Below are 25,350 nucleotides of genomic sequence, written 5' to 3' on the forward strand. Positions count from 1 at the left end.
ACGAACCTATAAAATCAACGGCATCCGTGATATTGAACAATCGCACATAACACACATAACAACAGCCAAACCAACTCAGCAACCGATAGTTCTTAAACAGTGAGCGGATGCGAAAGTTAATGCACGGGCACTCATTCGGGTATCAGATCACTCCTAAAAGCGCTCAGCACCAGCACTATTTTCCCGCTGAATAACAAAGTTCAAGAAATCGTCCATTTCCATTGGGCGAGCCAACGCGTAACCCTGCCCCACTCGGCAACCCAAACGATAGAGCAACGCAATCGTCGACTCGTCTTCGATGCCCTCAGCCACCAAATTCAAACTGAGCAGTCGCGCCCAATTGACAATACCGGCAATGACTTTGCGTGAAGACGAGTGCTGTTCAACCCCACGCACAAACGATCCGTCGATTTTCATCTCATCAAACGACAGGTTCGCCAACAGGTTCAACGTAGCAGCGCCCGTGCCGAAGTCGTCCATCGATACCTGGAACCCCTTGGCCCGAATCGCCGTCAACGAGGCGGATAGGTAGAGCTCATCCGGTTCGGGTACATCTTCAGTAAGCTCGATTTTCAGCAGCCGGTTCGGCAGGCCGGCCTGGCGCATCCGCGCGGCCAGGCGCTCGGAGAAATCGGGGGTGCAAATGGTTTTAGCCGACGCGTTTACAGCAATGGGAATCCCGATATGTTCGCGTTTGAGCGCGAGCATGGCCTTGATCGTCCACATCTCCACCAGGCTGAACAGCAGCAGGTCCAGGCCCAAGCGGTTGACCAAGGGCATCAATACCGAAGGGGGGATTTCCCCAAATCGTGGATGCTTCCAACGCACCAGCGCTTCGGCCCCCACGATACGCCGGCTCAGCAGCTCAAATTGCGGTTGGAACACAAAACGCAAGCCCTCGCCTGTGGTCAGCGCGTTGATCACCTCATCTTCGGCCAAGTCATCAAAAGTGTTCATATTCAGCCTTGCATCCGGCTGCGCGCGCGTCAGCACGACCGCGCGCAAGGCGTCGCCCAGCGCCAGGGTTGCGCCTTCGCGCAGGATTTGCACGGAGATCCCCGCCGTTCGCGCCAACCGCGCATGGGACTCCAGCGCACTGACCGCAACCCCGCCCATGTACTTGATCCAGAGCGGGCTTGCAGGCGTTTTACGGGTCACGTCGACCTCGCCCGCGGGCGCGTCCAAGGCCGTCTCTCCGGTCCAGAAGATGCAGGGCAACCGGGCCAGTGTGCCTGCTTCGTGCAGCCCCCTGAGCAGGCTCGGCAACATCAGCCCATCACCGCACTCTGGGCGAATTTCGCAGACAATGACGTCGATCGGGGACTCGCGCAGCCAAGCCTCAACGGCGCTCAAGGTGCCAATATTGGCAATCGGAGTTACCCCCATGCTGCTCAAGGCGAAGGCGAGCCGATGCGCACAGGCAGCATCGGATGCCAACGTGACGACACGTAGCGCGCTGAACTCGTTGGGCACGACGGCATTTTGGATCATGACAAAAATTTCCCGAGATTGTTTCAGGAAAAAAGCTTATCAGCGCCAAAACAGAAACAAATAGGACTGGGACTAAAACCGCAGTACCGCTCAGTCGACCAGTTCGCCCTTACGCGCCAACGCCCACGGCGCAATCAACCGTTGCGGCGTCTGGCAGGCTTTACGCTTGAACACAAAGTTGCGGCACTTCTCGGCAAACTGCTGGCGGTTGTGCACCATGTCCAGTTCCATCTGGGCCAACTCGTTTTGGCGGCAGCGATCCATTGGCTCAAGGTCGATAGTGGCTTTGCGCATGCGTTGCGCGGCGTATTTCTCATCGCTCAGCGCGCCTTGGGCCGCTTGCAGCAACCATGCACTGAACGCACTCGGGCAACGTGGCCCAATGTCCTGCACCATGCCCCACTGCTGTGCCTGAATGGCGCTGATCGGCAGGCACTCTTCAGTGAGCTTATGGGCAATTTCACTGCCCACCGCACGCGGCAGGCTGTAGGTCCAGTATTCGGAGCCATACAGGCCCATGCTCTTGTAATGCGGGTTGAGCACTACGCCGGCACGGGCGAAGACGATATCGGCCGCCAGGGCCAGCATTACACCGCCGGCACCGGCACTGCCGGTCAGGCCGCTGACCACCAGTTGCCGGGCGGTCAGCAGTTCCTGGCACACATCATCGATCGCCTGGATATTTGCCCAAGCCTCCAGCCCCGGCACGGGTGCGGCCTGGATGACGTTGAGGTGTACGCCGTTGGAAAAGCTGCCGCGCCCGCCTTTGATCAGCAGCACCTGGGTGTTCCGTGCCTTGGCCCAGCGCAGTGCAGCGACCAGCCGCTGGCATTGTTCAGTGCTCATGGCGCCGTTGTAGAACTCGAAGGTCAATTCGCCGACATCGCCGCATTCACGGTAGCGAATCGGTTGATAGGCCTGTTCATTGAAGGCTTGGTGGGCAATTGAGCTGTCCAGCACGGGCACACGCGCCAGGCGCCCGGCCAACACGTGACGGGCCGGCAACTTGAAGGTTTCCTCGCCTGGCTGGGCCTTGCGTTTAAGTGAGCCGACCCACACGCTCTGATCGCCGGCTGCGACCAATACCGCATCATCCTGTACCGCGAGCATTTCACCCGGCAGGCCCCGGCGTGCATCCAGGTGCGCGTCGTACAAGTAGTACTGCTCGCCTTGGATGCTGGCCAACACACCCGGCTGGCCGTCGGCGGCGTCGATGCTGCGTTTGATGAAGCGCGCGCAGTCGTGCCAGCTGAAAGCACGGTCTACCTGCTTCATGTTCGGCTGCAAGCGCCCGATAACGTTGGGCTGCGTGTAATCCAGTGGCGCAGGGAGCACACCACGGGTGAATTTTTCCACCACGTAGCGAATACAGGTGATCGCAGCGTCACTCACCAGGCCGTTGTACAACTCGGCCTTTCGCACCTCGGCGGGCATGTCGAACTCACAGGTCGACCAGACCGGCCCTGCGTCCATCTCCTCCACCGCCTGCAACGCGGTGACGCCCCAGCGACGGGCCTGCTGGGTGATGGCCCAGTCCAACGCGCTGGCGCCACGGTCACCGACAATCCCCGGATGAATGATCACCACCGGGCGGTCGAGGTTGCTCCACAACTGCTGCGGCACGCGGTCCTTGAGAAACGGGCAGATCACCAGGTCGGCGTCCGCCGCCTCGATTTGCCGGCACACCGTGGCTTCATCGGTGAACAGCACCACGCTGGGGTCAAACCCAGACTGGCGCAAATCCAGCCAGGCCCGTTGGGTCAAACCGTTGAATGCAGAGGACAACAAGATGATCTTCAGTGATCGCATGGCAGACTCTTCCTTGAGGTGCACGGCCACAGGCTCGCATTGAGCCGTCCCTGGCCTTTGATGGAAGCGCAAGGTTAAAAGGCCTGTCAGGCGGGGCACCTGATCGAGATCAATGTTCGGTCAGCCAGGGAGAATTGCGTCGCAAGAACCGGAGTTTCAGTGGGTTGGCGCCTGCCTACACTGGCGCAAATGCACAGTGACCGAGGCTTTCATGACTCCCCTTGCCGCCACCCTGGTACACCTGGATTGGCAAACCATCGGCCTGGAACTCGACCGCGAAGGTTTCGTCGTGCTGCCCGGCATGTTCGGGCTTGAGGTCCCAGGCTTGTTCACCCACCTACTGAACGGCTTTTATCCGCCATTGGCACAGCTTTCCAACCGGTGGAACGACATCCTGCAACTGCCCTACCGCTACCCTCCCCAACTCACCGACTTTCATGCGCAGTGCCGCGCCGTCGGCCAGCAGCAAGCACTGCCCCAACTGACATGCCTGCGCAAAGACGAGCACCAGGCGCTGGGGAAGGACGCCGAGGGCGAGCACGTATTTCCATTTCAGTTGGCCGGCGTGCTGTCTGCGCCCGGCGAGGATTTCACCGGCGGCGAATGTGTCCTTACCGAGCAACGCCCCAGAATGCAATCGCGGCCGATGGTGGTGCCGTTGCAGCGCGGCGATCTGGCCGTGATCACCACGGCACACCGCCCGTTCAAGGGCAGCAAGGGTTACTACCGGGTGAATATGAAACACGCGATCAGCAGCGTCCGAAGCGGCGAACGGCGCGGTTTTTTGCTCAGTTTTCACTTATGCCCTGGGGCGGCGCATGACTGACGAGCGCATGTGGCGGCTATTGGGCAGCGATGGCCAAGCCTACTCAAGCGCCGAACCGGGCACGTTGGCTGGTCATCGACGCGGTAAACGCTACGGCACGCTGGATTGCCGTGCGGCACTGTACGCCATCGCCCGTGGCTGCTATGTGCAGCACCGGGTGTTTTTCCTCAATCAATCCAGCGCCATCGCAGCGGGCTATCGCCCTTGCGCCGTGTGCATGCCGGCCGAGTATCGCCAATGGAAACTTCAGCAGCCTTTATGAACACTCACCTGGAAAATCTCGATTGGCCAATGATCGAAGCGGCCTTGATGAACGACGGCTTCGCCCTGCTGCCACGACTGTTGACTCGGCAAACTTGCCGGCAACTCGCGGCACTCTATGCCGATGAAAGCCACTTTCGCAGCCGCATCGTCATGGAGCGCTACGCCTTCGGGCGTGGCGAATACCAGTACTTTCGCTACCCGCTGCCGGCACTCGTCGACAGCCTGCGCTCGCATCTTTACGCGCGCCTCGCACCAGTCGCCAACCGCTGGCACGCGGCGCTGAAGATGAATCAACGATTCCCCGACACCCATGTGGAATTCAAAGCGCTATGTCACCAGGCCGGCCAATGCAGGCCCACGCCGCTGATGCTGCGCTATCGGCAAAATGACTACACCTGCCTGCACCAGGACTTGTATGGCGAGCAGGTGTTTCCGTTTCAGGCGGTGTTTCTGCTGGATCAGCCAGGTGTGGACTTCGAAGGGGGTGAGTTCGTCCTCACCCACTCCGGCTCCAGCAAACCCGCACGGGCTGAGGTAGTGCCCCTTGAACAAGGCCAGGCACTGATCTTTGCCGTCAACAGCCGCCCGGCACGTTCCGCGCGTGATTTTTGCACAGTCAGCGTGCGTCATGGGGTGAGCCGCCTGCATCGCGGAGAGCGCCACACGCTGGGCATCATCTTTCACGATGCCAAATGAATGCGGTTAACGGGTTAGCTTCACGCCCTTGATCCACTTAACCGTATCATCAACCGACTGGCCTGCACCGCCGGGCGAGACGTTGTGCCCCAACTCGGGATACAGCCGGTATTCAAAGGGTTTGCCCTGGGCTTTAAGCGCACCCAGCCGTTCGATGGCCATGAACGCCGGGGTTTGCAGGTCCTGGCCGCCCAGCAACCATAGCCCCGGCACCGAGATGCTGGCGAGTGCGTCGCGTGGGTCGGTAGCGGCAAAATCATAGCGGTCCGGGTCTTGCGCGATATGTTGGCGGGCATCGGCCTCGCTGTGGGTATGCCAGAAATCTGCCTTGCCCTGGGTCAGAAACTGGAACCGTAGCTGCTCAAGTGTCGTCAGCAGTGGGCCGCTGAATAGCACCATGAAGTTGATGCTCCGATTACGCTCGGCGGCGAGGGGAATGATCCAGCCCGCCTGGCTGAAACCCACCAGCCCAACGGGCACTGGGTTGGCCGCAAGCGTGGTGGATAACACCACGAGCGCCGCATTCGCATCACCCGCCAGCGCCGCCAGATTGGAAGCGTCGAGGTTATTGCCGCCGACTTCCGGGCCAGCGTACACACCGCCAGATTGCCCGACGCCGCGTTTGTCGTAGGTCAACACCGCGATGCCACGTTGGGCCAGGGTTGTGGCAAAACTACTCATACGCGGCACCTGGCCGGAACCGTGTACCAGCACCACGCAGGCTACTGGATGCTCGGGCAGGTAAACCGTGCCGGCCAGTGCAACATCAGCATTGGCAAATGTAATGTCCCGCGTCACAAAACTGGCGGGGGCAGCCAGGGCCAACCCAGGCGTCAACATGAAAAGGCCCAGCCAAAAGCCGATGTTTCGCAGCATGATTCAATCCGCACAAAGGGACGTCCGAGTACCGGTGCGCCACTGTGCCTGGGCAGCGTTACTATCTTATGACTGGCGGCTTTTATGGGGGATACGCTGTGTCAGACACCTGGATTTTGACTGACCCACCGCATTCGCGGGCAAGCCCGCTCCCACACGAAAAGTGCGGCCCTTGGATTTGGCGCCTATAACTGCTGTAGTGAAAAAACCACCTGACGGAGCATCACTATGAACCCGACGAAAACCGCATTGGTCCTGATTGAATTCCAAAATGACTTCACCACTGCGGGTGGGGTGTTTCACGACGCGGTCAAAGGCGTCATGCACAGCACCGACATGCTGGCGAACACTGCAACCACCGTTGAGCAAGCCCGAAAACTCGGTGTGAAGATCATCCATATGCCGATTCAATTTGCCGACGGCTACCCCGAGCTGACGCACCGCTCCTACGGCATTCTCAAGGGTGTGGCAGACGGCAGTGCCTTCCGGGCCGGCAGCTGGGGCGCCGAAATCAGCGAGGCGCTCACCCGTGAGCCGGCTGACATCCTCATAGAAGGCAAACGCGGCCTGGATGCGTTTGCCACCACCGGCCTGGACCTGGTGCTGCGCAACAACGGCATCCAGAACCTGGTCGTCGCAGGCTTTTTGACCAATTGCTGCGTTGAAGGCACGGTTCGTTCGGGCTATGAGAAAGGCTACGACGTGGTGACGTTGACCGACTGCACCGCGACCTTCAGTGATGAGCAACAACACGCCGCCGAGAACTTCACCTTGCCCATGTTCTCGCAAACGCTGAAACACACCCAGTTTCTACAAGCGTTGAACGCCCAATAAAAACGGCGGCGACTCATCACTGAGTCGCCGCCTGCTTGCGGGCCTGCCTCACTCGTCGGGCACGTACTGCATCTCTCCGTTGCCAAACGACCAATCCTCGCGTTTCACATCCACCAGGTTGATCCACACATCCTCTTTGCGCAGCCCGGTTTTGGCGTGGATGCCCTCAGCGATACATTTATAAAAAGCCTTTTTTACCGCGATGCTACGCCCGGCGCTCCAGGTCACCTGGATAAACACGATATTCGGCGTGTAGGTAACCCCCAGATAACCCGCCGCCGGATACACCAACTCATCCTTGGCGTGACGATTGATGATCTGGAATTTGTCGTGTTCAGGCACATTGGCCACGCTGGTCATGGCGGCGTAGACCACATCGCCAATCGCAGCGGCGGTTTCAGTGGAGGTGTCGGCGGCCAGGTCGATTCGAACTAAAGGCATGGGAAATTCCTCGGCAGGTCAGTGGCCGGTGCTCGAAAGTGGCCATTGGCACTACGCTAGCCCGAACAACAAAATTCATCAAGCGCATATTAGTTTATTTAATAATGCGTAAATGGCATGTTATTCATTCTCCCGGCAAATGCATAATCAGCGCTGATCGACCAGGCGATCAGCGCTTCGCGCCCCTAAAGCATCGGCGACAGGCTGACCACCCGCAGCGCCAGCCCCTCATATGCGTCCAGCGTGATGGTGAACTCACCTTCAGCGGTGAGATCGCCCTCGACCCGCTCATTGATGATGTCCACCACCGGCCCCGGCGCAATGTCGGGCAGGTGCAGGGTTTCGGTCAGCGCCGTAGAGCCGAAATTGAGCGCGGTGATTTGCGTGCCCTTCCCCGCTGGCAACTCGTGAACCATGATCAGCAAACCGGGATGTTCGACATCCGGCACCAGGATCTGGCGGCTGGCGGCGATTCCGTAGGCGTTGCGCACGGCGAGAATTTTCTGCAACTGGGACGCAAACGAGTCCGGGTCCTGCAACTGGCTGTTGAGGCTGCCGTACAAGGTTTGTGCGCGCGGCATCTGGCCGGCGGACAGCTCAGCATCCGGGTTCAAATCCACCAGGTCATAGGCGCCGCGATGAATCCAGCGCGTGTCGCCATCGCCCATCAAGTGCGCAACCGCATCGGCCGCCAACGGCAACGCGCCGACCAGGTCCCAACCCGACAACGCAAACACCCCAGGCTGCATGGCGTTGTACATCACCAGCAGCACATGGATCCGGCGAATCTGCTCGATATCGGCCGGCGTGATCGCCTCCAGGTCACGGATGCCCAGGGCCGCCGTGATAATGCTGGCGGTGGTGCAGGAAACCCCATTGGTGACGAACTTGAGGTTATACGGCGCATGCTCGCCGGCCAGGCGCTCGTACATCTGCTCGCGGATATGCTCACGCAGGCTGTTGCCGGGGAACGTCTGGCCTTGGTAGAGGTAACTGTCGTGGGCGTGCAGGGTCCAGAAATGCACCAGCTCCAGGGTCAGCTCATCGTGGTTTTGCAGCGCATGGATCAAAGAGCCTGGGTCAATGCCCTGGCTGTGCATCTCACGCAGCATCAGGCGCAGAAATTCGGTGTCGCCCAGCAGTAACGCATGCTGATACGCCGGGCGCGTGATGAAGTCATAGGACAGGTCGGCGCCGCCGTGGGACATGGCGGCAATATCGTCGACAGTGAGGTTCAACTCCTGAAAGCTGAACCCGCCCGCCTTGCGAATCGCCCCGCCCAGCAACTGGTTGCCGGTGATCGACAACGGGTGGCTTTCCGACCAGGCAGTGCCGTCCAGCTTGCGTTCCACGCCGAGGAAGCCGTTGGCGTCCAGGCGCAGGATCTTGGCGCCCATCACATCAATGGCATGCAGGGCGTCGCCGATGATCATCTGCTGCGCGGCAAACGAGGGGTCCAGCCAGTTCAGCGACGGCTGGCCTTCCTTGAAGTAATGCAGGTACACCCAGCGGCGCGGCTTGTCATCCACACCGATGACCACCGGGGTTGCACTCCAGTCAGTTTCCTTGACGCCGGGTTCGAAGAAGATCACCCGCTGCAACTGGCCGACGATGTAATGCTTGTCGCGCAGCGCATCCACCTGCGCGGGGCTGAGGTTCTGCGCATCACGCCCTTCGGCGACGTCAGGTAACAGCGGCCAGTCTTCCTCGCGGATCTCGACCATGTGGTAGAGCCCCGGATAGTCCTCATACGCCATCTCGGCCAGGCGGAAGTCCGCGCCCTTGCCCGTGTGGGAGGGGATCACATCGTCGATGATCACCGCGTTGTGCGCGGCGGCCATGCGCGTCAGGGCCTGCAACTGCGCTTCGGTGCCCAGCTGTGGGTCAATCTCGAAGCTGATGCGGTCGAAATTGCCATCGATGGTCGGCGTATGCCGTGTGCCGTCGAGCCCGCCGGACTTTTTCAGCGGGCCGTTGTGAATGCCCTGGATGCCGATCTTCGACAACGCCTGCCACAGGCTTTCATCGCCCAGGGCTTCGAGCACCGTGCCGTTCTCACGGGTCACAATCGAGGCCGGATAAGCGGTGAACCATACCGACGACAACGCTGAGGCATCACGCGGCCGGGTCTGCGCATACGGCTGCTGCCACAAACGCCCTTGCCCGCTGTACAGCCTTGCCCGCTGACGCGCCGCATTGAGCATGGATTGTTGCACCAGCCAGTTCACATGATCGTTATCCGCCGCCGTCATAAGCCTGTTTCCTATTGCCGTGAAAAGGTGATTGGTAAGCATAGGAGCGGCGGAGGCCTTGATTCGTTGCATTTACTCCAATTGCCGGTACTGCCTGGGCGTAAACCCGGTCAATGCCTTGAACTGGCGGGTAAATGCGCTGTGGTCGGTGTAGCCGCATTGCAGCGCCACCTCGGTGATCGGCAGGTCGGTGTGCAACAGCCGGTGCGCATGCTCCAGGCGCACCTTCTGGATCATCTGCCGGGGTGTGAGGTGGAATACACGTTTGCAGTAGCGCTCCAGTTGCGCCACGGAAATCCCGGCAATGCGGGTCAGCTCGCCGAGGGTGACACGGCGGTTGAAATGTTGGCGAATGTGCTCATCCACGGCGGCCAGGCGCTGGTAGGCCGGATGCTTTTCGCTGGCCGATTGCAGGTCCACCGAAATACCCGCCAGGCCGATGATCGCGCCCTTGTCGTTGTACAGCGGCCATTTGTGCGTCAGGCACCAGCCCGGTTCGCGGCTGCCATACAGGTGCAGCTCTAGCTGGTCTTCTAGCACAAAACCCTGCTGCAGCACGCGCCGGTCCTGCTCGGTGTAGCCCGGCCCCAATTGTGCAGGGAACACTTCGGCGCTGGTCTTACCCAGCAGCGGCTGCAACTGTTTGAGGCCGCAGCGTTGCACCAGGGTGTGGTTGGCGAGGACGTAGCGGGCGTCGATATCCTTGATGAAAATCGCCGCGTTGGGGATTACGTCGAGCAAGGGCAACAACTGCGCGACCCCCGCCAATAGTTGCTCGATGCTGTTGGGGCGGTTGGTCTGTAGAAAGCTCGCAAATGCACTGGGCAGCATGGCCTGCACTCCATTTTTCTTAAGCAGATTGCCCTATGCCAGCCTGAGTATCTACACAAGGTTGTGGCAGCCTTGGAAGCCACACTCGATCAAAAATGTGGGAGCTGGCTTGCCTGCGATGCAGACGCCTCGGTCATTCAGGCAAACCGAGGTGATGCAATCGCAGGCAAGCCAGCTCCCACAAAAAAAAGCCTGGATCTACGCATTCAAACTGTGCCGAATTCGTCATTCACATCAACGCAAAACATCAATCGCAGCGCCCTTGATCGGTTCAGGATATCGCCACTGCATGCCTATCCAATAACTCACAAGAAGGCGCCGCCATGTCTGCTCAAGGCAAGTTCAAGAAACAACTTTCACTGATGGACCTGACCTTTATCGGGTTAGGCGCCATCTTCGGTTCGGGCTGGTTGTTTGCGGCCAGCCACGTGTCCGCCATCGCCGGCCCGGCGGGGATTATTTCCTGGCTGATCGGCGGTTTCGCCGTGCTGCTGCTGGGCATTGTGTACTGCGAACTCGGCGCCGCCCTGCCCCGCGCCGGTGGCGTGGTGCGTTACCCGGTGTATTCCCATGGCCCGCTGCTGGGCTACCTGATGGGCTTTATCACGCTGATCGCGTTCTCCAGCCTGGTGGCGATCGAAGTGGTCGCCTCGCGCCAATACGCCGCGGCCTGGTTTCCCGAGCTGACCAAGGTCGGTTCCAGCGACCCGACCACCCTGGGCTGGTTGGTGCAATTTGCACTGCTGTGCCTGTTCTTTGTGCTCAATTACCGCAGTGTGAAGACCTTCGCCATCGCCAATAACCTGGTCAGCGTATTCAAGTTCATCGTGCCGCTGCTGGTGATTGGTGTGCTGTTCACCTTCTTCAAACCGGCGAATTTCCAGACCCAGGGTTTTGCCCCGTTTGGCCTGTCGGGCATCGAGATGGCGGTGTCGGCCGGCGGAGTGATTTTTGCCTACCTGGGCCTCACGCCGATCATCTCGGTGGCCAGTGAAGTAAAGAACCCGCAACGCACGATTCCGATTGCCTTGATCCTCTCCGTGCTGCTGTCGACTGCCATCTATGTGCTGCTGCAAACCGCCTTCCTCGGTGGCGTGCCGACCGAGATGCTGGCCGATGGCTGGGCGGGTATCAGCAAGCAACTGGCGCTGCCTTATCGTGATATTGCCCTGGCGTTGGGCGTGGGTTGGCTGGCCTACCTGGTGGTGGCCGATGCGGTGATCTCACCCAGCGGCTGCGGCAATATCTACATGAATGCCACGCCGCGTGTGGTGTACGGCTGGGCGCAGACCGGCACGTTTTTCAAGATCTTTACGCGCATTGATGAGAAGTCCGGCATCCCGCGCCCGGCGCTGTGGTTGACCTTTGGTTTGTCGGTGTTCTGGACCCTGCCGTTTCCGTCCTGGGAAGCACTGATCAATGTGGTGTCGGCGGCGCTGATCTTAAGCTACGCCGTGGCCCCGGTGACCGTCGCGGCGCTGCGCCGCAATGCGCCCGGCATGGCCCGGCCGTTCCGGGTCAAGGGCATGGCGGTGCTCGGCCCGCTGTCGTTCATCATCGCCGCGCTGATCGTTTACTGGTCCGGCTGGAGCACCGTGTCGTGGCTGCTTGGCCTGCAAATCCTGATGTTTGTGGTGTACCTGCTGTGCGCACGCTGGGTGCCGACCGCGCACCTGAATCTCAAGCAACAAGTGCGCTCGTCGGCCTGGCTGATCGGCTTCTACGCGGTGACTATCCTGCTGTCCAAGCTCGGCAGTTTCGGCGGCATCGGCGCGATCAGCCACCCGTTTGACACGCTGGTCGTCGCCCTCTGCGCCCTGGGCATTTACTACTGGGGCGCCGCCACTGGCGTGCCCGCGCACCTGGTGCGCCTGGAACACGAAGACGACGAAAGCGAAGCGGTCAGCGACGCGCATTACAGCGCGCCACTGTCGCCAGCCACTCACTGATGGAGCCTGTTATGAAGCGCCTGCATGTTATCGACTCCCACACCGGCGGCGAACCGACGCGCCTGGTCATGGACGGCTTCCCTGCGCTCGCCGGCGCTACCATCGCCGACCAGTTGCACACGTTGCGCAGCGAACACGATCAATGGCGCCGCGCCTGCCTGCTGGAGCCACGTGGCAATGACGTGCTGGTCGGCGCGCTGTACTGCGCGCCGGTCACGCCAGGCGCCACCTGCGGGGTGATCTTTTTCAACAATGCCGGTTATCTGGGCATGTGTGGCCACGGCACCATCGGCCTGGTCGCCTCCTTGCACCACTTGGGCCGCATAACGCCCGGCGTGCACACCATCGACACGCCGGTCGGCCCGGTAGCCGCCACCTTGCACGACGACGGCGCGGTGACCTTGCGCAACGTACCCGCCTACCGTCATCAGCGGCAGGTGCCGGTGGACGTGCCGGGCTATGGCGTGGTGCATGGCGATGTTGCCTGGGGCGGCAACTGGTTTTTCCTGGTGTCGCAGCACGGCCACAGGCTGGCGATGGACAACGTCGACACCCTCACCGACTACACCTGGGCGATGCTCAAGGCCCTCGAAACCCAAGGCATCCACGGTGCCGACGGCGCAGTGATCGACCATATCGAACTGTTCGCCGACGACGCCCACGCCGACAGCCGCAACTTCGTCATGTGCCCCGGCAAAGCCTACGACCGCTCACCGTGTGGCACCGGCACCAGCGCCAAACTCGCGTGCCTGGCGGCTGACGACAAACTCGCGCCCGGCGCCACCTGGGTGCAGGCCAGCATCACCGGCAGCCAATTCGAAGGCCGTTATGAATGGGATGGCGAGCGCATTCGCCCCTTCATCACCGGCCGCGCCTACATGACCGCCGACAGCACCTTGCTGATCGACGAACAGGACCCTTTTGCCTGGGGCATCTGAGCCCGGGCCTTATTTAACTGAACGCTGGAGTTAGAACAATGAGCGACAACATCTTCACCGGTTGCATCCCTGCACTGATGACCCCGTGCACGCCTGAACGCAAACCGGACTTCGACGCCCTGGTCGCCAAGGGCCGTGAACTCATCGATATCGGCATGAGCGCCGTGGTGTATTGCGGTTCCATGGGTGACTGGCCGCTGCTGACCGAAGCCGAACGCCAGGAAGGCGTGGCCCGTTTGGTTGCCGCTGGCGTGCCGACCATCGTCGGCACCGGCGCGGTCAACAGCCGTGAAGCGGTGGCCCACGCCGCCCACGCGGCCAAGGTCGGCGCCCATGGCTTGATGGTAATCCCGCGCGTGCTGTCCCGTGGCGCTTCGGCCACCGCGCAAAAGGCGCACTTCTCGGCGATCCTCAAGGCCGCGCCGAACCTGCCGGCAGTGATCTACAACAGCCCGTATTACGGCTTCGCCACCCGCGCCGAGCTGTTCTTTGAACTGCGCCGTGAACACCCCAACCTGATCGGCTTCAAGGAATTCGGCGGCGGCGCCGACCTGCGCTACGCGGCAGAAAACATCACCTCCCAGGACGATGCCGTGACCCTGATGGTCGGCGTCGACACCCAAGTGGTACACGGCTTCGTCAACTGCAACGCCACCGGCGCCATCACCGGTATTGGCAACGCACTGCCGCGCGAAGTGCTGCAACTGGTCGCCCTGAGCAAAAAAGCCGCCAAAGGCGACGCCAAGGCCCGGCGCCTGGCACGTGAGCTGGAAGCCGCGCTGGCCGTGCTGTCGTCCTTCGACGAGGGTTGCGACCTGGTGCTGTATTACAAGCATTTGATGGTGCTCAACGGCGACCAGGGCTACGCCCTGCACTTCAACGAAACCGACGCACTCAGCACCGCCCAACAGCGTTACGCCGAAAACCAGTACGCACTGTTCCGCCAGTGGTACGCCAATTGGTCGGCTGAACAGAACGTGGCCTGACACCCTCGCGCGCCGCTGTGGTTCTCACAGCGGCCAACCCTCATTTTTCAAGGACACCCCATGACTCTGACGGGCAAGATGCTGATCGGTCAGCACGCAGTCTGCGGCCATCGCGAAGCGATCCAGGCCATTAATCCCGCCACCGACCAGCCCCTGGCGCCCGCCTACCCAGGCGGCGCTGGCGAGCATGTCGAACAGGCCTGTGCCTTGGCTTGGGCGGCGTTTGACAGCTATCGCGACACCTCGCTGGCAGCACGTGCGGCCTTTCTTGAAACCATCGCCGACAACATTGAAGCTCTCGGCGATGAGTTGATCGAACGCGCCATGGCCGAAACCGGCCTGCCACGCCCGCGTATCCAGGGCGAACGCGGCCGCACCTGCGGGCAATTGCGCACATTCGCCCGCACGGTGCGCGCCGGTGAATGGCTGGACGTGCGCGTCGACACCGCGCAACCGGCGCGTGAGCCATTGCCACGTGCAGACCTGCGCCAGCGGCACATCGCACTGGGGCCGGTGGCGGTGTTTGGTGCGAGCAATTTCCCCTTGGCGTTCTCAGTAGCGGGCGGCGATACCGCCTCTGCACTCGCCGCCGGTTGCCCGGTGATCGTCAAGGCCCATGGCGCGCATCCCGGCACCAGCGAACTGGTCGGCCGTGCGCTGGCCAAGGCCGTTAAAGACTGCGGTTTGCCCGACGGTGTGTTTTCGCTGCTGTATGGATCGGGTCGCGAAGTCGGCATCGCATTGGTCACCGACCCGCGTATCAAGGCCGTGGGGTTTACCGGCTCACGCAGCGGCGGTATCGCCCTGACCCAGGCGGCGCAAGCGCGGCCGGAGCCGATTCCGGTGTATGCGGAAATGAGTTCGATCAACCCGGTGTATCTGTTTCCTGCGGCGTTGCACACGCGTGCAGAGGCGTTGGCCCAAGGTTTTGTTGCCTCATTGACCCAAGGCGCCGGGCAGTTTTGCACCAACCCTGGCTTGGTGGTTGCGGTCGCAGGCCCGGCACTCGAGCGCTTTGTCGCCACGGCGAGTGAGTTGCTCCCGGCGTGCGCCGCCCAGACCATGCTGACGCCAGGTATTTTCCAGGCCTATGAAGCGGGCGTCGGCAGCTTGACTGAACACGCACAAATCGCCGCCAAAGGCTTGGCGGCGCAAGGCCCGAATCAAGGCCAGGCGCAGCTGTTTGTGACCCAGGCCAGCGCGTTTTTGCGCAATGAGCATCTGCAGGCGGAAGTCTTTGGCGCAGCCTCCTTGGTCGTGGTGTGTGCCAATGACGAAGAAGTGCGCCAGGTTTCCGAGCAGTTGGAAGGCCAGTTGACCGCCACACTGCACCTGGACTGCGCCGACCTGGCACGCGCCCAAGCCCTGCTGCCGGTATTGGAGCGCAAGGCCGGGCGCCTGCTGGTCAACGGCTGGCCGACCGGTGTGGAAGTGTGCGACGCCATGGTCCACGGCGGCCCGTTCCCGGCCACCAGCGACTCGCGCAGCACCTCGGTCGGCACCGCAGCGATCCTGCGTTTTCTGCGCCCGGTGTGTTACCAGGACTTCCCGGACAGCTTGCTGCCCGCCGCGCTGCAACACGCCAACCCGCTGCTGTTGCGACGCTTGCTCGACGGCCAGAGAGAGGCCTGAACGATGAGCGACAGCAACCGTGCTGATATCGCTGTGATTGGCGCCGGCATCATTGGCGTCGCCTGCGCCCTGCAATTGGCCCGTCAAGGCCAACGCGTGGTGGTCATCGACCCACAGGCGCCGGGCATGGGCGCGTCCTATGGCAACGCCGGGCATTTGGCCACCGAGCAAGTGTTCCCGATTGCCGACGTGTCGATCCTCAAGCGCCTGCCCGCCATGCTGATGGACCCTATGGGTCCGTTGCGCCTGGACTGGAAGTACCTGCCACGCGCCCTGCCCTGGTTCGTGCGCTTGTTGCTCAACCTACGCCCGGCGAACTACCGGCGCACGGTGGCGGGCATTCGTGCGCTCAATGAGGCCAGCCTGGGCGCTTGGCAACGTCTGCTGCAGGCCATTGAGCAGCCGCAGCTGTTGCGCGCCGAGGGTTCGTTGCTGGTATTTGAGCGTGCCGCGTCCGGGGAAGCCATCGACGCGTTGCGCCAACGCATGCAGCAGCAGAATGTGCCGGTGGATTTCTGGTCGGGCGAGGCAATACGCAAGGCCGCGCCGCAACTGAACGGTGCGATCCAGGGCGGCCTGTTCTTCCCGGGTACCGGGCATTTTATTGATCCGTACAGCGTGGTGTGCGCACTGGTGAGCGCGGCCAAGGCTTGCGGTGTGCAGTTTGTGCAGCAACGCGTGCTCGATGGGCGCCTGGAATCGGACGGCGTATCGCTGCTGACCGATCAAGGCAGCCTGACTGCCCGCCAGGTGCTGATCGCCTGCGGCGCCCATTCGGCCAAACTCACCGCTGCACTCACCGGCAAGCATGTCCCGCTGGACACCGAGCGCGGCTATCACCTGATGCTGCCCCACGAACACCAGCGCTTGCCCTTTGCCGTGACCTCGTTCGAGCGCAAATTTATCATGACCCCCATGAACGATGGCTTGCGCCTGGCCGGCACGGTCGAATTCGCAGGCCTGGAGCGCCCCGCCAATATGCAACGCGCCTGGCAGTTACACCGGTTGAGCCAGGGCTTGTTTCGCCAGGACTTGAGTACCCGGGACGCAACCCCATGGATGGGCTTTCGCCCGTCGCTGCCGGACTCGCTGCCGATCATTGATCGGGTGGCTGATGGCAAGGTACTGCTCGCGTTTGGGCATCAGCATTTGGGGTTGACGCAGGCGGCGGTGACGGCGGAGATGGTCGTGCAACTGGTTACGCTTGATAAGCGCATAGTGCTGCCGGACCTGGCCCCTTACCGATTGGCGCGCTTTTAGGTCTTTGCCGTTTTTGTGGCGAGCAGGCTTGCCCTGCGTTGGGCTGCGCAGCAGCCCCATACCGTTACACCTGACTCACCGAGTCGTCTGAATGAGGGGCGGCTTCGCCACCCAACGCAGGGCAAGCCTGCTCGCCACAGTGACAATCACAGTGGCAGTGCTCGCCCTCAACGCTACTTGACCAAGCGCTTCTCTTTGGACGGCCGATAGCCGAAATACGCGCTGTAGCACTTACTGAAATGGCTCGGCGACACAAACCCGCACGCCACCAGCACATCCACCTGTGACAGTTCGGTGTGCTGCAACAAACGCCGCGCCTCGGTGACACGTAACTCCATGTAATAGCGTTGCGGCGTAGTGCCCAGTTGCTCCTTGAACAGGCGTTCGAGCTGGCGCCGCGAGCGGCCGGCGTAGACTGCCAATTGATCCAGTTCCAAGGGTTCTTCGAGGTTGGCGTCCATCAGTTTCACCACTTCACGCAGTGGCGCGCTGACGCTGATGTTCTCTGTGGGTTTGATACGCCGGTAGCGTGACTCTTCAAACGCCAGGATGTCTTCGATACCTTCGACCAAGGCCTTGCCATGCAGGCTTTTGATCCAGTCCAGGGCCATATGGAACGCGCCCGATGGGCTGGAGGCGGTGAGGCGATCGCGGTCAATCACGTAGGGTTCGCTGGTGACCTGCGCAGCTTTGGACACTTCCGACAGCGCCGGGCGATGTTCCGGGTGGATCGCGCAGTGGTAACCCTGCAACAGCCCGGCGCGACCAAGGAACCAGGCGCCGTTCCATAGGCCGGCGAGGCTCACACCCTGTTCGGCGGCGCTGCGCAACAGCTGGATGAAATCCTCGCTGGCTTTGAGTTCGGTGCGAAAACCGCCGCAGATCACCAGCAAATCCAGGTCGGGCAATGCCGACGCTTGCAGGCGGGCATCCGGGCGGATCACCAGGCCCAGGTCGCTGATAACTTCGCCCTCGTCACACCCGAAGGTACGCGTGGCAAACAGCTCGGGGCGCAACAGGTTGGCGGTGATCAGGGTGTCGAGGGTCTGGGTGAATGCCGGCAGGGAAAAGTGTTCGAGCAGCAAAAAACCAACGCGGGTGACCGGCGACGGCTGCTGGAAGTTTTCATTCAGGTAGCGCAGGTTCTTGCCTTTCATGCCACCGCTGAACTGGCGTCTTTCCATCGAGGGTTGGCCCACTCTTTTTGTTTATGCAATGGGCGCTATCTTAGGGGCAAATGCGCCGGCTGTCGTGCCGCATTCCCACGAAGAATAATGACTATGCTGCGTGGCCGCCGCCACGATGGAGGACGCTTGCCTGTTGATAGTCAACACGACCTTTAAGCCTGATCTTTACAAAAGCAACCGCATCCCAGGCCCGCAGCCTGGCAGCTGCGGCACCATCTGATACGGTTTTTTCTTTGCTATCTGCGTCTGTATCGAAACGCCAGTGAAGCGGACAATGGGCGCCATTCCGACACTCCTGTCGACTCCCTTCCCTTCGGAGGCCTTATGACCAAGATGGCAATTTTCCTGTTCGGTTTTCTGGTGCTGACCATCGGTATCGGCTTGCTGGCAACCATCTCGCCGGTGTGAGGCACTGCTTCACGCAAAAAGCATCGGGTACAACGACAGCACCAACAGCGCCGCCATCGACCCGTTGAATACCCGCAACCAACGCGGCTCGCGCAGCACGTTGCGCAATCCACTGCCGCAGCCCACCCACACGCACACACTGGGCAGGTTGACCACCGCAAATACCAGCGCAATCACCAGTACATTGGTCACATAACCTTCGGCCGGCGTATAGGTGGTGATTGCTCCCAGCGCCATGATCCATGCCTTGGGGTTGACCCACTGAAACGCGGCCGCGCCAAGAAAGGTCATGGGTTTGCCACGCTCGTCAGGGTTCTCGGACATGCCGCCAGCGGTGGCAATCTTCCACGCCAGGTAGAGCAAATAGGCCGCTCCCACATAGCGCAACACCGTGTAGGCCCACGGGAATACCTTGAACACTTCGCCCAGGCCCAGGCCTACCGACATCACCAACAGCATGAAGCCGATGCTGATCCCCAGCGCGTGGGGCATCGAGCGGCGAAAGCCAAAATTCACCCCCGAGGCGAGCAACATGGTGTTGTTCGGGCCGGGCGTGATCGAGGACACGAAGGCAAACAGGACAAAGGCGGACAAGAGGCTGGTGGACATGAACATGGCGCGGCATCCAGGCGGTAGTGGTATGCCTGCGACAGTAGTGGGTTACAGCCCTTGCCGCCCCGTACAGCTAGGGGCGGATCGAGGCATACACTTTGGCGTTATCGAGCTGATCGGTAGAGTTGCGCGCCTTGCTTGAGTCTGCGCTGAACACATCACAACGGCGTACCGGCCGACTACGGTTCCCGCTGAGCCCGCCGGGAACCGTTGGTGTTGGCAGACAACCCACGCGTCTCAGTTTTGGGGCCGTTGCTTGGTCGAGTCCAGCTCAGCCTTTTTGCCCGTGGAGATCTCGGTGATCTGCGCGGACTTGGCGATGGCAAAGTCGAAGGTGTCCTGCATTTTGGCGATGGCGTCGGTCGAGGTGCCATCGAGCCCACCCTTGGCCGCCCAATCAAAGTTCCACACGCCGGAGAGGTTGTCGGCCCCCGCCACGTCGTGGGTTTCAATCGCGGTGAACACGTCCGGGTGGCGCTCCATGTACTTGGCAGCGTCGGACACATCCGTGGGCACTTTGCCCGAAGCGTTGTTGGCCAGTTGCGTGAGCTCCTGCTTGGTGATCGCTGACTTGCCCGTTTGGCGCATGTAGTCGGCAATAACCTTGCTGGACTTGGCAATGTTCAACTTGTCGTCGAACGTGGAAGGCGAAGACTTTGGCGTATTCGACCCGCCAGACGCGGGCGTTACGGTAGTAGACATCGGCGCTGCTCCTTCAATGGAACGAATGAAATCGTCAAGCTGACGATACCCCGACGCGGACGTTAGCATGGGCAAAGGGCCATTCCGCACGCTTCACAACATTTCACAACGCCAGGCGGGTTTTGCCGGTGTTTTCGAAGCGCCGTTACCCTGTGCTAGCTGACAACCTCTAGTATGAGTGGGCTGTTGTGGCGAGCAAGCTTGCTTGCGCTGGGGTGCGAGCGGCCCCAATAAAGGCACTGCAATGTTCCTGAAAGAACTCAGCGACTGGGTTTGGGGCTGCTTCGCAGCCCAACGCAGGCGGTGCGACGATTCGACAAGCCTGCTCGCCACAGGAGAAATTGGCTGCCTTGAAAAGTTGTGTAGGTACCTAGGGCCATCGCAGGCAAGCCAGCTCCCACATACAAGCAATTCGAAAAAATCATCAGGCCGTGCGCACATCCCGCTGCCTGGCCAACCCTTCCAGCGTAAACCGTGCCTGCATCAGCACCACATCGCGCACCGCCTCCATCTCCTTCTGATTCACCTCGGTCCACTTCAGCGCTTCCAGCAACTTGGGCTTCTGCACCCGAAACGCCAAGCCCTGGGTGAACAGCGCCATGGAGTGAATCACCGTGCGCTCGTCTTCCACGGCAAAGCCGGAAAGGCGCGCGATCAGTTGGCGTATGACCCGACCAATGCGTGCCTTGAAGCGGTCTTCAAAGGCGGTGGTTGCGCTTTGCGGGCACAGGCCGGCCTGATGACGATCCATAAATGCGCGCCAGATCGTGGTCTGGGGGCTGTCCTGGATGGTGGAGACCACCGTACCCAGAATGCCCAGCGAGACGTCGATCAAGGTTTTATCGCTCGCCTTGGCATCCGCCAACGCGGCCTCGGCCGCTTCCACGCACGGCGACATCTTGCGCCACAGCAGCGTGATCAAATGCTCGACACACTCCAGGTACACGCCTTCCTTGCCATCGAAGTAGTACTGGATCGCGGGCGCATTAACCCCGGCAGCCGTGGCGATGTCACGGGTGGACGCGCGGTCATAGCCGCGTTCGCCAAACACCTCGACCGCCGCTTCGACGATACGTGCGCGGGTTTCTTCACCGCGCTGGTAACCACCTTCGGCAGCAGGTTTATGTCGTGCCATGTGCAGCTCCTCTCGAATACCGGACCAAAATATACCAGTTGACAAAAATTCGCGAAAAATAGAATTTATTCCATCCGATATAAAACCGGCTCTCACAAACAGGAATGACTCGATGTCCGCTGCAACCCCCTCCCCTCAGGTCATTCCTGAAGACACCGTTAATGGCCAGCGCAGCAAAGCGCGCCGCATTCTCCTGAGCATCGCCACCCTCGCGCTGCTGGGCGGCCTTGGCTGGGCCGGGTGGTGGTGGCTGAACGGGCGCTTTGTCGAAACCACCGACGATGCCTACCTGCAGGCCGACAGCATCAGCGTAGCGCCCAAGATCAACGGCTATGTGGCCGAGGTGCTGGTCAGCGACAACCAGAACGTCAAGCGTGGCGACGTGCTGGTGCGCCTGGATGCGCGCAAATACCAGGCGGTGAGCGACGAAGCCTCGGCGACGATAGCTGCGCGCAATGCCGACTACGCCAAAGCCCAGGCCGACCTGGTACAGCAAGATTCCACCATTGCCGAAGCCCGCGCCCAATTGCAAGGCGCCCAGGCCGACGCACAACACGCACAAACCGAAGTGGCCCGTTATGCACCGCTGGCCCGCTCCGGCGCCGAGCCAGAAGAACGCCTGGCGCAACTCAACAACCAACTGGCGCAGGCACGCAGCACCGTGGCGGCCAAACAGGCTGCACTGCGCTCCAGCGAAACCCGCTACGGCACCCTGCAAGCCCAGCTCAAGCAGGCCCAGGCGCAACTCGGCGTGGCCAAGGCCAGCGAAGCGCAGAGCCAGCTGGATGTAGATGATGCGGTGATCCGCAGCCCGCTGGAGGGTCGGGTGGCCGACCGTGGTGTGCGCGTCGGCCAGTATGTGCAGCCCGGCACGCGCTTACTGACGGTGGTGCCGATCAGCGCGATTTACCTGACCGCCAACTACAAGGAAACCCAGATCGGCGCCATGCGCCCCGGCCAGGCTGTGACGGTACACGTGGATGCACTGCCCGGCCGCAACCTGCAGGGGCATGTCGACAGCCTGTCGCCCGGTACTGGCGCGCAGTTCGCCTTGCTGCCGCCCTCAAATGCCACCGGCAACTTCACCAAGATCGTGCAGCGTGTGCCGGTGAGGATTGCCCTTGATGTACCCGATGATATTCGCGCGTCGTTGATGCCCGGCCTATCGGCCACCGTCGAAGTCGACACGCGTAGCCACGCGGCGGATGCCAACCATGGCTGAGGCGCTGATGGCCGAGGCCGTCGCCGAAAAACCGCGCAACGCCTCGTTGACCGACTGGATCGCCGTGGCTGCCGGGGCATTGGGCGCGTTGCTGGCGACGCTGGACGTGTCGATCACCAACTCGGCGCTGCCGCAGATCCAGGGCCAGATCGGCGCGACCGGCACCGAAGGTACGTGGATCGCCACCGGCTACCTGATGTCGGAGATCGTCATGATCCCGCTCGCCGCATGGCTGACGCGGGTATTCGGCCTGCGCCGTTTTCTGATCGGCACCGCGCTGATGTTCACCGCGTTTTCGATGTTCTGCGGCTTGTCCTCCAGCCTCGGTGCGATGATCGCCGGGCGCATCGGCCAGGGCTTTGCCGGCGGCGCCATGATCCCCACCGCGCAGACCATCGTGCGCACGCGCCTGCCCCCGCACCAACTGGCGATCGGCACCACGATGTTCGGCATGACTGTGATTCTCGGCCCGTTGCTGGGCCCGGTGATCGGCGGCTGGCTCACGGAAAACATCAACTGGCGCTGGTGTTTCTTTCTCAACCTGCCCATCAGCATTGCGCTGATCACCTTGCTGATCACCGGCCTGCCGACCGAGCGCATGAACCTGCAACGCTTTATCAGCGCTGACTGGTTGGGCATCCTCGGCCTGGCCATGGGTTTGAGTTCGCTGACCGTGGTGCTCGAAGAAGGCCAGCGCGAACACTGGTTTGATTCGCTGCTGATCATCTGGCTGAGCATCGCCACCGTCACCGGGTTCTTCCTGATTGCCGTGGGGCAACTGCGCTCAACAACCCCGATCCTGCGCCTGCAACTGGTGCTCAACAAAAGCTTTGGCAGCGTGCTGTTGATCGGCACAGCGGTCGGCGCCGGCATCTATGGCACGGCGTACCTGGTGCCGCAATTCCTGGGCATTTTGTCGGGCTACAACGCGCAGCAGTCGGGCGCGATCATGCTGTTATCGGGGATTCCGGCGTTTGTGTTGATGCCGATTCTGCCGAGAATGCTGGGCCGCTACGACCTGCGCTGGATGGTCGGCGCCGGGCTGTTGCTGTACTGGGCCAGTTGCTACGTCGACACCACACTCACCACTGACAGCGTTGGCCATGACTTTATCTGGTCGCAACTGCTGCGCGGGTTCGGGCAGATCCTGGTGATGATGCCTCTGAGCCAATTGTCGATGCGCTCGGTGCAGACCCACGAAGCCGGGGACGCTGCCGGGCTGTACAACATGTCGCGCAACCTGGGCGGCACCATCGGCCTGGCCCTGCTCGGCGTGTTGATGGACCGGCGCAGCCACTTTCACGACGACATGCTGCGTGAAGGCATCCCGGCCAACAGCCAACTGGCCCAGGACCATATGGCCAGCAGCACCGCCAGCTACCTGGCACAAACCGGTGATGCCTCCACCTCACAGCTGCAAGCCTTCGCGCAACTGGCCAATGACATCGCGCGGCAAGCCTCGGTCATGGCCTACAACGACTCGTTTTATCTACTGGGACTGGCGATGCTGGCGTGCCTGCCCCTGATCTTTATTCTGAAAAAGCGCACGGTAACCCGATGATCCCTCGCAAGCTTCCTCTTCTGCTCAGCGTTGCGCTGCTGTCCGCCTGCACGGTCGGCCCCGACTACCAGGGTGCCCCCAACGTTGCGCCAAAAACCCTGGCGGCCGGGCGCCTGCCGCATGCCGATAACACCTCCGCTGGCGCACCCGCTGTCGCGCAGTGGTGGCGCACGCTGGGCGACGCGCAGCTCAACGAACTGGTGGACAAAGCCCTGCGCAACAGCCCCGACATCGCCACCGCCCAGGCCCGGTTGAAGCAATCGCGCGCCAGCCTTAGCGGCGCACAGGCCAACGCGATGCCCAAGGTCAGCGGTGATGCTGCGATGCTCAAACTGCGCTCGCCCGACACCTCCGCGCTGGGTGGCAACAGTGGCGGCGGCCGCGGCCCGCTGAACCTCTACCTCGCCGGCTTCGATGCCAGCTGGGAAGCCGACCTGTTCGGCGGCACCCGTCGCGCCGTCGAGGCTGCGCAGGCCGAAGCCGGCGCGTCCCAGGCGCAATTGGCCGATGCCCAGGTGCAACTGGCCGCCGAAATCGTCCAGGCCTACACCGACCTGCGCGACCAGCAAACACGCCTGGCACTGGTGGACTCCAGCGTCGACATCGAAAACCAGGCCCTGGACCTCACCCAGCAGCGCCGCGAGCGCGGCGTGGCCTCGCAACTGCAACTTGAACAAGTCATCACCCAAGCCGAAAACACCCAGGCCCAGCGCCTGCCACTGCAAGCCGCCATCGTCGAATCCCTCGACCAACTCGGCCTGCTTTGCGGCCTGGAACCCGGCGAACTGGATGGCCAACTCGCCACTGCCCGCGCCCTGCCCGCCTTACCCAGCGCCGTGCCGTTGGCCGACCCGGCGGCGCTGCTGAGGGCGCGCCCGGATATCCGCATGGCCGAGCGTAAACTGGCCTCCAGCAACGCACAGATCGGCGAAAAAACCGCCGACTGGTTCCCCAAGCTCAGCCTCACCGGCGACCTGTCCTTCTCCGCCAGCGACCCCGGCCACCTTGCGCGTAAAGACAGCGGCACCTGGCTGGTTCTGCCGCGCATCACCTGGAACGCCCTCGACTTCGGCCGCGTCGCCGCCAGCGTCAAAGGCGCCGAGGCCGGACGCGATGAAGCCTTGGCGCAGTACAAGAGCGTGGTATTGAGTGCATTGCGCGATGCGGATGTGGCCTTGGCACGCTATGGGCATCAGCGTCAGAATGTGGTGCTGCTGCGTAACGTGGAATCTTCGGCAGTACGCGCCGCCGACCTGACACGCCAGCGTTATCGCGCGGGCACGGCCAGCACCCTCGATTGGCTGGATGCCGAGCGCACGCGCTACCAGGCGCAAGAGAGCCGGATATCCGGCGACGCTGAACTGCTGAAGGATTTTGCCTCGCTGCACAAGGCGCTTGGGTTAGGCTGGACGCTGTAAAGGGTTCTACGCACATAAAC

The 25,350-nt window shown here is 61.7% G+C and carries 22 protein-coding genes; 12 read left to right on the plus strand and 10 right to left on the minus strand.

Features of this window, described 5'->3' with window-relative positions:
• Positions 1 to 153: 153 nt before the first annotated feature.
• Both HBO41_RS10765 and HBO41_RS10770 read right to left on the minus strand, forming a co-directional pair.
• Complete coding sequence (locus tag HBO41_RS10765; RefSeq protein ID WP_017138861.1) at positions 154 to 1,491, minus strand: EAL domain-containing protein; 1,338 nt, start codon at positions 1,489 to 1,491, stop codon at positions 154 to 156.
• 90 nt (positions 1,492 to 1,581) lie between these two features.
• A complete protein-coding gene (locus HBO41_RS10770; protein WP_169986161.1) occupies positions 1,582 to 3,300 on the minus strand; it encodes a hydrogenase maturation protein in 1,719 nt (572 codons plus the stop codon).
• A 211-nt stretch (positions 3,301 to 3,511) separates the two neighbouring features.
• Here HBO41_RS10770 and HBO41_RS10775 point away from each other — a divergent pair, with 211 nt between their 5' ends.
• The 3 genes from HBO41_RS10775 to HBO41_RS10785 are packed head-to-tail and all read left to right on the plus strand — an operon-like array spanning position 3,512 to position 5,086.
• A complete protein-coding gene (locus HBO41_RS10775) occupies positions 3,512 to 4,126 on the plus strand; it encodes a 2OG-Fe(II) oxygenase (protein WP_169986163.1) in 615 nt (204 codons plus the stop codon).
• Positions 4,119 to 4,388 (plus strand): metal-binding protein, encoded by a 270-nt coding sequence (locus tag HBO41_RS10780; protein ID WP_169986165.1) that lies wholly within the window; start codon positions 4,119 to 4,121, stop codon positions 4,386 to 4,388. Before HBO41_RS10775 ends, HBO41_RS10780 begins: the two co-directional genes overlap by 8 nt.
• Positions 4,385 to 5,086 carry a 2OG-Fe(II) oxygenase gene (locus HBO41_RS10785; RefSeq protein ID WP_169986167.1) on the plus strand — a complete coding sequence of 234 codons (702 nt, stop codon included), beginning with the start codon at positions 4,385 to 4,387 and terminating at the stop codon, positions 5,084 to 5,086. Before HBO41_RS10780 ends, HBO41_RS10785 begins: the two co-directional genes overlap by 4 nt.
• Before the next feature lie 6 nt (positions 5,087 to 5,092).
• Here HBO41_RS10785 and HBO41_RS10790 read toward each other — a convergent pair whose 3' ends face one another.
• Entirely contained in the window at positions 5,093 to 5,962 is an 870-nt protein-coding gene (locus HBO41_RS10790; RefSeq protein WP_169986169.1) for a S9 family peptidase, read from the minus strand.
• A 228-nt stretch (positions 5,963 to 6,190) separates the two neighbouring features.
• Between HBO41_RS10790 and HBO41_RS10795 the strand changes: the two genes are divergently transcribed.
• Positions 6,191 to 6,796 (plus strand): cysteine hydrolase family protein, encoded by a 606-nt coding sequence (locus HBO41_RS10795; RefSeq protein ID WP_169986171.1) that lies wholly within the window; start codon positions 6,191 to 6,193, stop codon positions 6,794 to 6,796.
• A 48-nt stretch (positions 6,797 to 6,844) separates the two neighbouring features.
• On the opposite strand, the gene HBO41_RS10800 is transcribed toward HBO41_RS10795, so the two are convergent.
• From HBO41_RS10800 to HBO41_RS10810, 3 genes are all read right to left on the minus strand, one after another.
• Positions 6,845 to 7,237, minus strand: a complete 393-nt coding sequence (locus HBO41_RS10800) for a tautomerase family protein (RefSeq protein ID WP_169986173.1) — start codon at positions 7,235 to 7,237, stop codon at positions 6,845 to 6,847.
• Positions 7,238 to 7,422: 185 nt separating this feature from the next.
• On the minus strand, positions 7,423 to 9,489 hold the full coding sequence (gene treS, locus HBO41_RS10805) for a maltose alpha-D-glucosyltransferase (protein ID WP_169986175.1): 2,067 nt from the start codon (positions 9,487 to 9,489) through the stop codon (positions 7,423 to 7,425).
• Between the two features lie 72 nt (positions 9,490 to 9,561).
• Positions 9,562 to 10,320, minus strand: a complete 759-nt coding sequence (locus HBO41_RS10810; protein ID WP_017138870.1) for an AraC family transcriptional regulator — start codon at positions 10,318 to 10,320, stop codon at positions 9,562 to 9,564.
• A gap of 323 nt (positions 10,321 to 10,643) precedes the next feature.
• Between HBO41_RS10810 and HBO41_RS10815 the strand changes: the two genes are divergently transcribed.
• The 5 genes from HBO41_RS10815 to HBO41_RS10835 are packed head-to-tail and all read left to right on the plus strand — an operon-like array spanning position 10,644 to position 17,085.
• The gene (locus HBO41_RS10815) at positions 10,644 to 12,269 is read left to right on the plus strand and encodes an APC family permease (RefSeq protein WP_017138871.1); all 1,626 of its coding nucleotides are present in this window, start codon (positions 10,644 to 10,646) and stop codon (positions 12,267 to 12,269) included.
• Between the two features lie 11 nt (positions 12,270 to 12,280).
• Entirely contained in the window at positions 12,281 to 13,207 is a 927-nt protein-coding gene (locus HBO41_RS10820) for a 4-hydroxyproline epimerase (protein WP_169986177.1), read from the plus strand.
• Positions 13,208 to 13,245: 38 nt separating this feature from the next.
• Complete coding sequence (locus HBO41_RS10825) at positions 13,246 to 14,193, plus strand: dihydrodipicolinate synthase family protein (RefSeq protein WP_169986179.1); 948 nt, start codon at positions 13,246 to 13,248, stop codon at positions 14,191 to 14,193.
• Positions 14,194 to 14,253: 60 nt separating this feature from the next.
• Positions 14,254 to 15,825, plus strand: a complete 1,572-nt coding sequence (locus HBO41_RS10830; RefSeq protein ID WP_169986181.1) for an aldehyde dehydrogenase (NADP(+)) — start codon at positions 14,254 to 14,256, stop codon at positions 15,823 to 15,825.
• Positions 15,826 to 15,828: 3 nt separating this feature from the next.
• On the plus strand, positions 15,829 to 17,085 hold the full coding sequence (locus HBO41_RS10835; protein WP_169986183.1) for an FAD-binding oxidoreductase: 1,257 nt from the start codon (positions 15,829 to 15,831) through the stop codon (positions 17,083 to 17,085).
• A 173-nt stretch (positions 17,086 to 17,258) separates the two neighbouring features.
• On the opposite strand, the gene HBO41_RS10840 is transcribed toward HBO41_RS10835, so the two are convergent.
• The 4 genes from HBO41_RS10840 to HBO41_RS10855 form a co-directional block, all read right to left on the minus strand.
• Positions 17,259 to 18,242: a GlxA family transcriptional regulator gene (locus HBO41_RS10840; RefSeq protein WP_169986444.1), complete on the minus strand. Its 984-nt coding sequence runs from the start codon at positions 18,240 to 18,242 to the stop codon at positions 17,259 to 17,261.
• Between the two features lie 447 nt (positions 18,243 to 18,689).
• Entirely contained in the window at positions 18,690 to 19,295 is a 606-nt protein-coding gene (locus HBO41_RS10845; RefSeq protein ID WP_017138877.1) for a LysE family translocator, read from the minus strand.
• A gap of 234 nt (positions 19,296 to 19,529) precedes the next feature.
• Positions 19,530 to 19,994, minus strand: coding sequence for a hypothetical protein (locus HBO41_RS10850; RefSeq protein ID WP_017138878.1), 465 nt, complete (start codon positions 19,992 to 19,994; stop codon positions 19,530 to 19,532).
• A 424-nt stretch (positions 19,995 to 20,418) separates the two neighbouring features.
• Positions 20,419 to 21,129, minus strand: a complete 711-nt coding sequence (locus HBO41_RS10855) for a CerR family C-terminal domain-containing protein (protein ID WP_099549690.1) — start codon at positions 21,127 to 21,129, stop codon at positions 20,419 to 20,421.
• 112 nt (positions 21,130 to 21,241) lie between these two features.
• Between HBO41_RS10855 and HBO41_RS10860 the strand changes: the two genes are divergently transcribed.
• Genes HBO41_RS10860 through HBO41_RS10870 form a run of 3 tightly spaced genes read left to right on the plus strand, consistent with a single transcriptional unit; the run spans position 21,242 to position 25,330 of the window.
• The gene (locus HBO41_RS10860) at positions 21,242 to 22,351 is read left to right on the plus strand and encodes an HlyD family secretion protein (protein ID WP_169986185.1); all 1,110 of its coding nucleotides are present in this window, start codon (positions 21,242 to 21,244) and stop codon (positions 22,349 to 22,351) included.
• Entirely contained in the window at positions 22,344 to 23,912 is a 1,569-nt protein-coding gene (locus tag HBO41_RS10865) for a DHA2 family efflux MFS transporter permease subunit (protein ID WP_169986187.1), read from the plus strand. The genes HBO41_RS10860 and HBO41_RS10865 overlap by 8 nt, the downstream gene beginning before the upstream one ends.
• Positions 23,909 to 25,330: an efflux transporter outer membrane subunit gene (locus tag HBO41_RS10870; protein ID WP_169986190.1), complete on the plus strand. Its 1,422-nt coding sequence runs from the start codon at positions 23,909 to 23,911 to the stop codon at positions 25,328 to 25,330. Before HBO41_RS10865 ends, HBO41_RS10870 begins: the two co-directional genes overlap by 4 nt.
• Positions 25,331 to 25,350 lie beyond the last annotated feature (20 nt).

This window comes from Pseudomonas sp. WS 5146 (assembly GCF_012985495.1).
Lineage (GTDB): Bacteria > Pseudomonadota > Gammaproteobacteria > Pseudomonadales > Pseudomonadaceae > Aquipseudomonas > Aquipseudomonas edaphica.

Bases quoted from the DNA above. Each gene is read 5' to 3' on its own strand.
- HBO41_RS10765 (WP_017138861.1), bottom strand. From the start codon at position 1,491: ATGATCCAAAATGCCGTCGTGCCCAACGAGTTCAGCGCGCTACGTGTC.
- HBO41_RS10785 (WP_169986167.1), top strand. From the start codon at position 4,385: ATGAACACTCACCTGGAAAATCTCGATTGGCCAATGATCGAAGCGGCC.
- HBO41_RS10770 (WP_169986161.1), bottom strand. From the start codon at position 3,300: ATGCGATCACTGAAGATCATCTTGTTGTCCTCTGCATTCAACGGTTTG.
- HBO41_RS10815 (WP_017138871.1), top strand. From the start codon at position 10,644: ATGTCTGCTCAAGGCAAGTTCAAGAAACAACTTTCACTGATGGACCTG.
- treS (WP_169986175.1), bottom strand. From the start codon at position 9,489: ATGACGGCGGCGGATAACGATCATGTGAACTGGCTGGTGCAACAATCC.
- HBO41_RS10845 (WP_017138877.1), bottom strand. From the start codon at position 19,295: ATGTTCATGTCCACCAGCCTCTTGTCCGCCTTTGTCCTGTTTGCCTTC.
- HBO41_RS10855 (WP_099549690.1), bottom strand. From the start codon at position 21,129: ATGGCACGACATAAACCTGCTGCCGAAGGTGGTTACCAGCGCGGTGAA.
- HBO41_RS10800 (WP_169986173.1), bottom strand. From the start codon at position 7,237: ATGCCTTTAGTTCGAATCGACCTGGCCGCCGACACCTCCACTGAAACC.
- HBO41_RS10780 (WP_169986165.1), top strand. From the start codon at position 4,119: ATGACTGACGAGCGCATGTGGCGGCTATTGGGCAGCGATGGCCAAGCC.
- HBO41_RS10775 (WP_169986163.1), top strand. From the start codon at position 3,512: ATGACTCCCCTTGCCGCCACCCTGGTACACCTGGATTGGCAAACCATC.
- HBO41_RS10835 (WP_169986183.1), top strand. From the start codon at position 15,829: ATGAGCGACAGCAACCGTGCTGATATCGCTGTGATTGGCGCCGGCATC.
- HBO41_RS10840 (WP_169986444.1), bottom strand. From the start codon at position 18,242: ATGAAAGGCAAGAACCTGCGCTACCTGAATGAAAACTTCCAGCAGCCG.
- HBO41_RS10850 (WP_017138878.1), bottom strand. From the start codon at position 19,994: ATGTCTACTACCGTAACGCCCGCGTCTGGCGGGTCGAATACGCCAAAG.
- HBO41_RS10810 (WP_017138870.1), bottom strand. From the start codon at position 10,320: ATGCTGCCCAGTGCATTTGCGAGCTTTCTACAGACCAACCGCCCCAAC.
- HBO41_RS10860 (WP_169986185.1), top strand. From the start codon at position 21,242: ATGTCCGCTGCAACCCCCTCCCCTCAGGTCATTCCTGAAGACACCGTT.
- HBO41_RS10825 (WP_169986179.1), top strand. From the start codon at position 13,246: ATGAGCGACAACATCTTCACCGGTTGCATCCCTGCACTGATGACCCCG.
- HBO41_RS10790 (WP_169986169.1), bottom strand. From the start codon at position 5,962: ATGCTGCGAAACATCGGCTTTTGGCTGGGCCTTTTCATGTTGACGCCT.
- HBO41_RS10795 (WP_169986171.1), top strand. From the start codon at position 6,191: ATGAACCCGACGAAAACCGCATTGGTCCTGATTGAATTCCAAAATGAC.
- HBO41_RS10820 (WP_169986177.1), top strand. From the start codon at position 12,281: ATGAAGCGCCTGCATGTTATCGACTCCCACACCGGCGGCGAACCGACG.
- HBO41_RS10870 (WP_169986190.1), top strand. From the start codon at position 23,909: ATGATCCCTCGCAAGCTTCCTCTTCTGCTCAGCGTTGCGCTGCTGTCC.
- HBO41_RS10830 (WP_169986181.1), top strand. From the start codon at position 14,254: ATGACTCTGACGGGCAAGATGCTGATCGGTCAGCACGCAGTCTGCGGC.
- HBO41_RS10865 (WP_169986187.1), top strand. From the start codon at position 22,344: ATGGCTGAGGCGCTGATGGCCGAGGCCGTCGCCGAAAAACCGCGCAAC.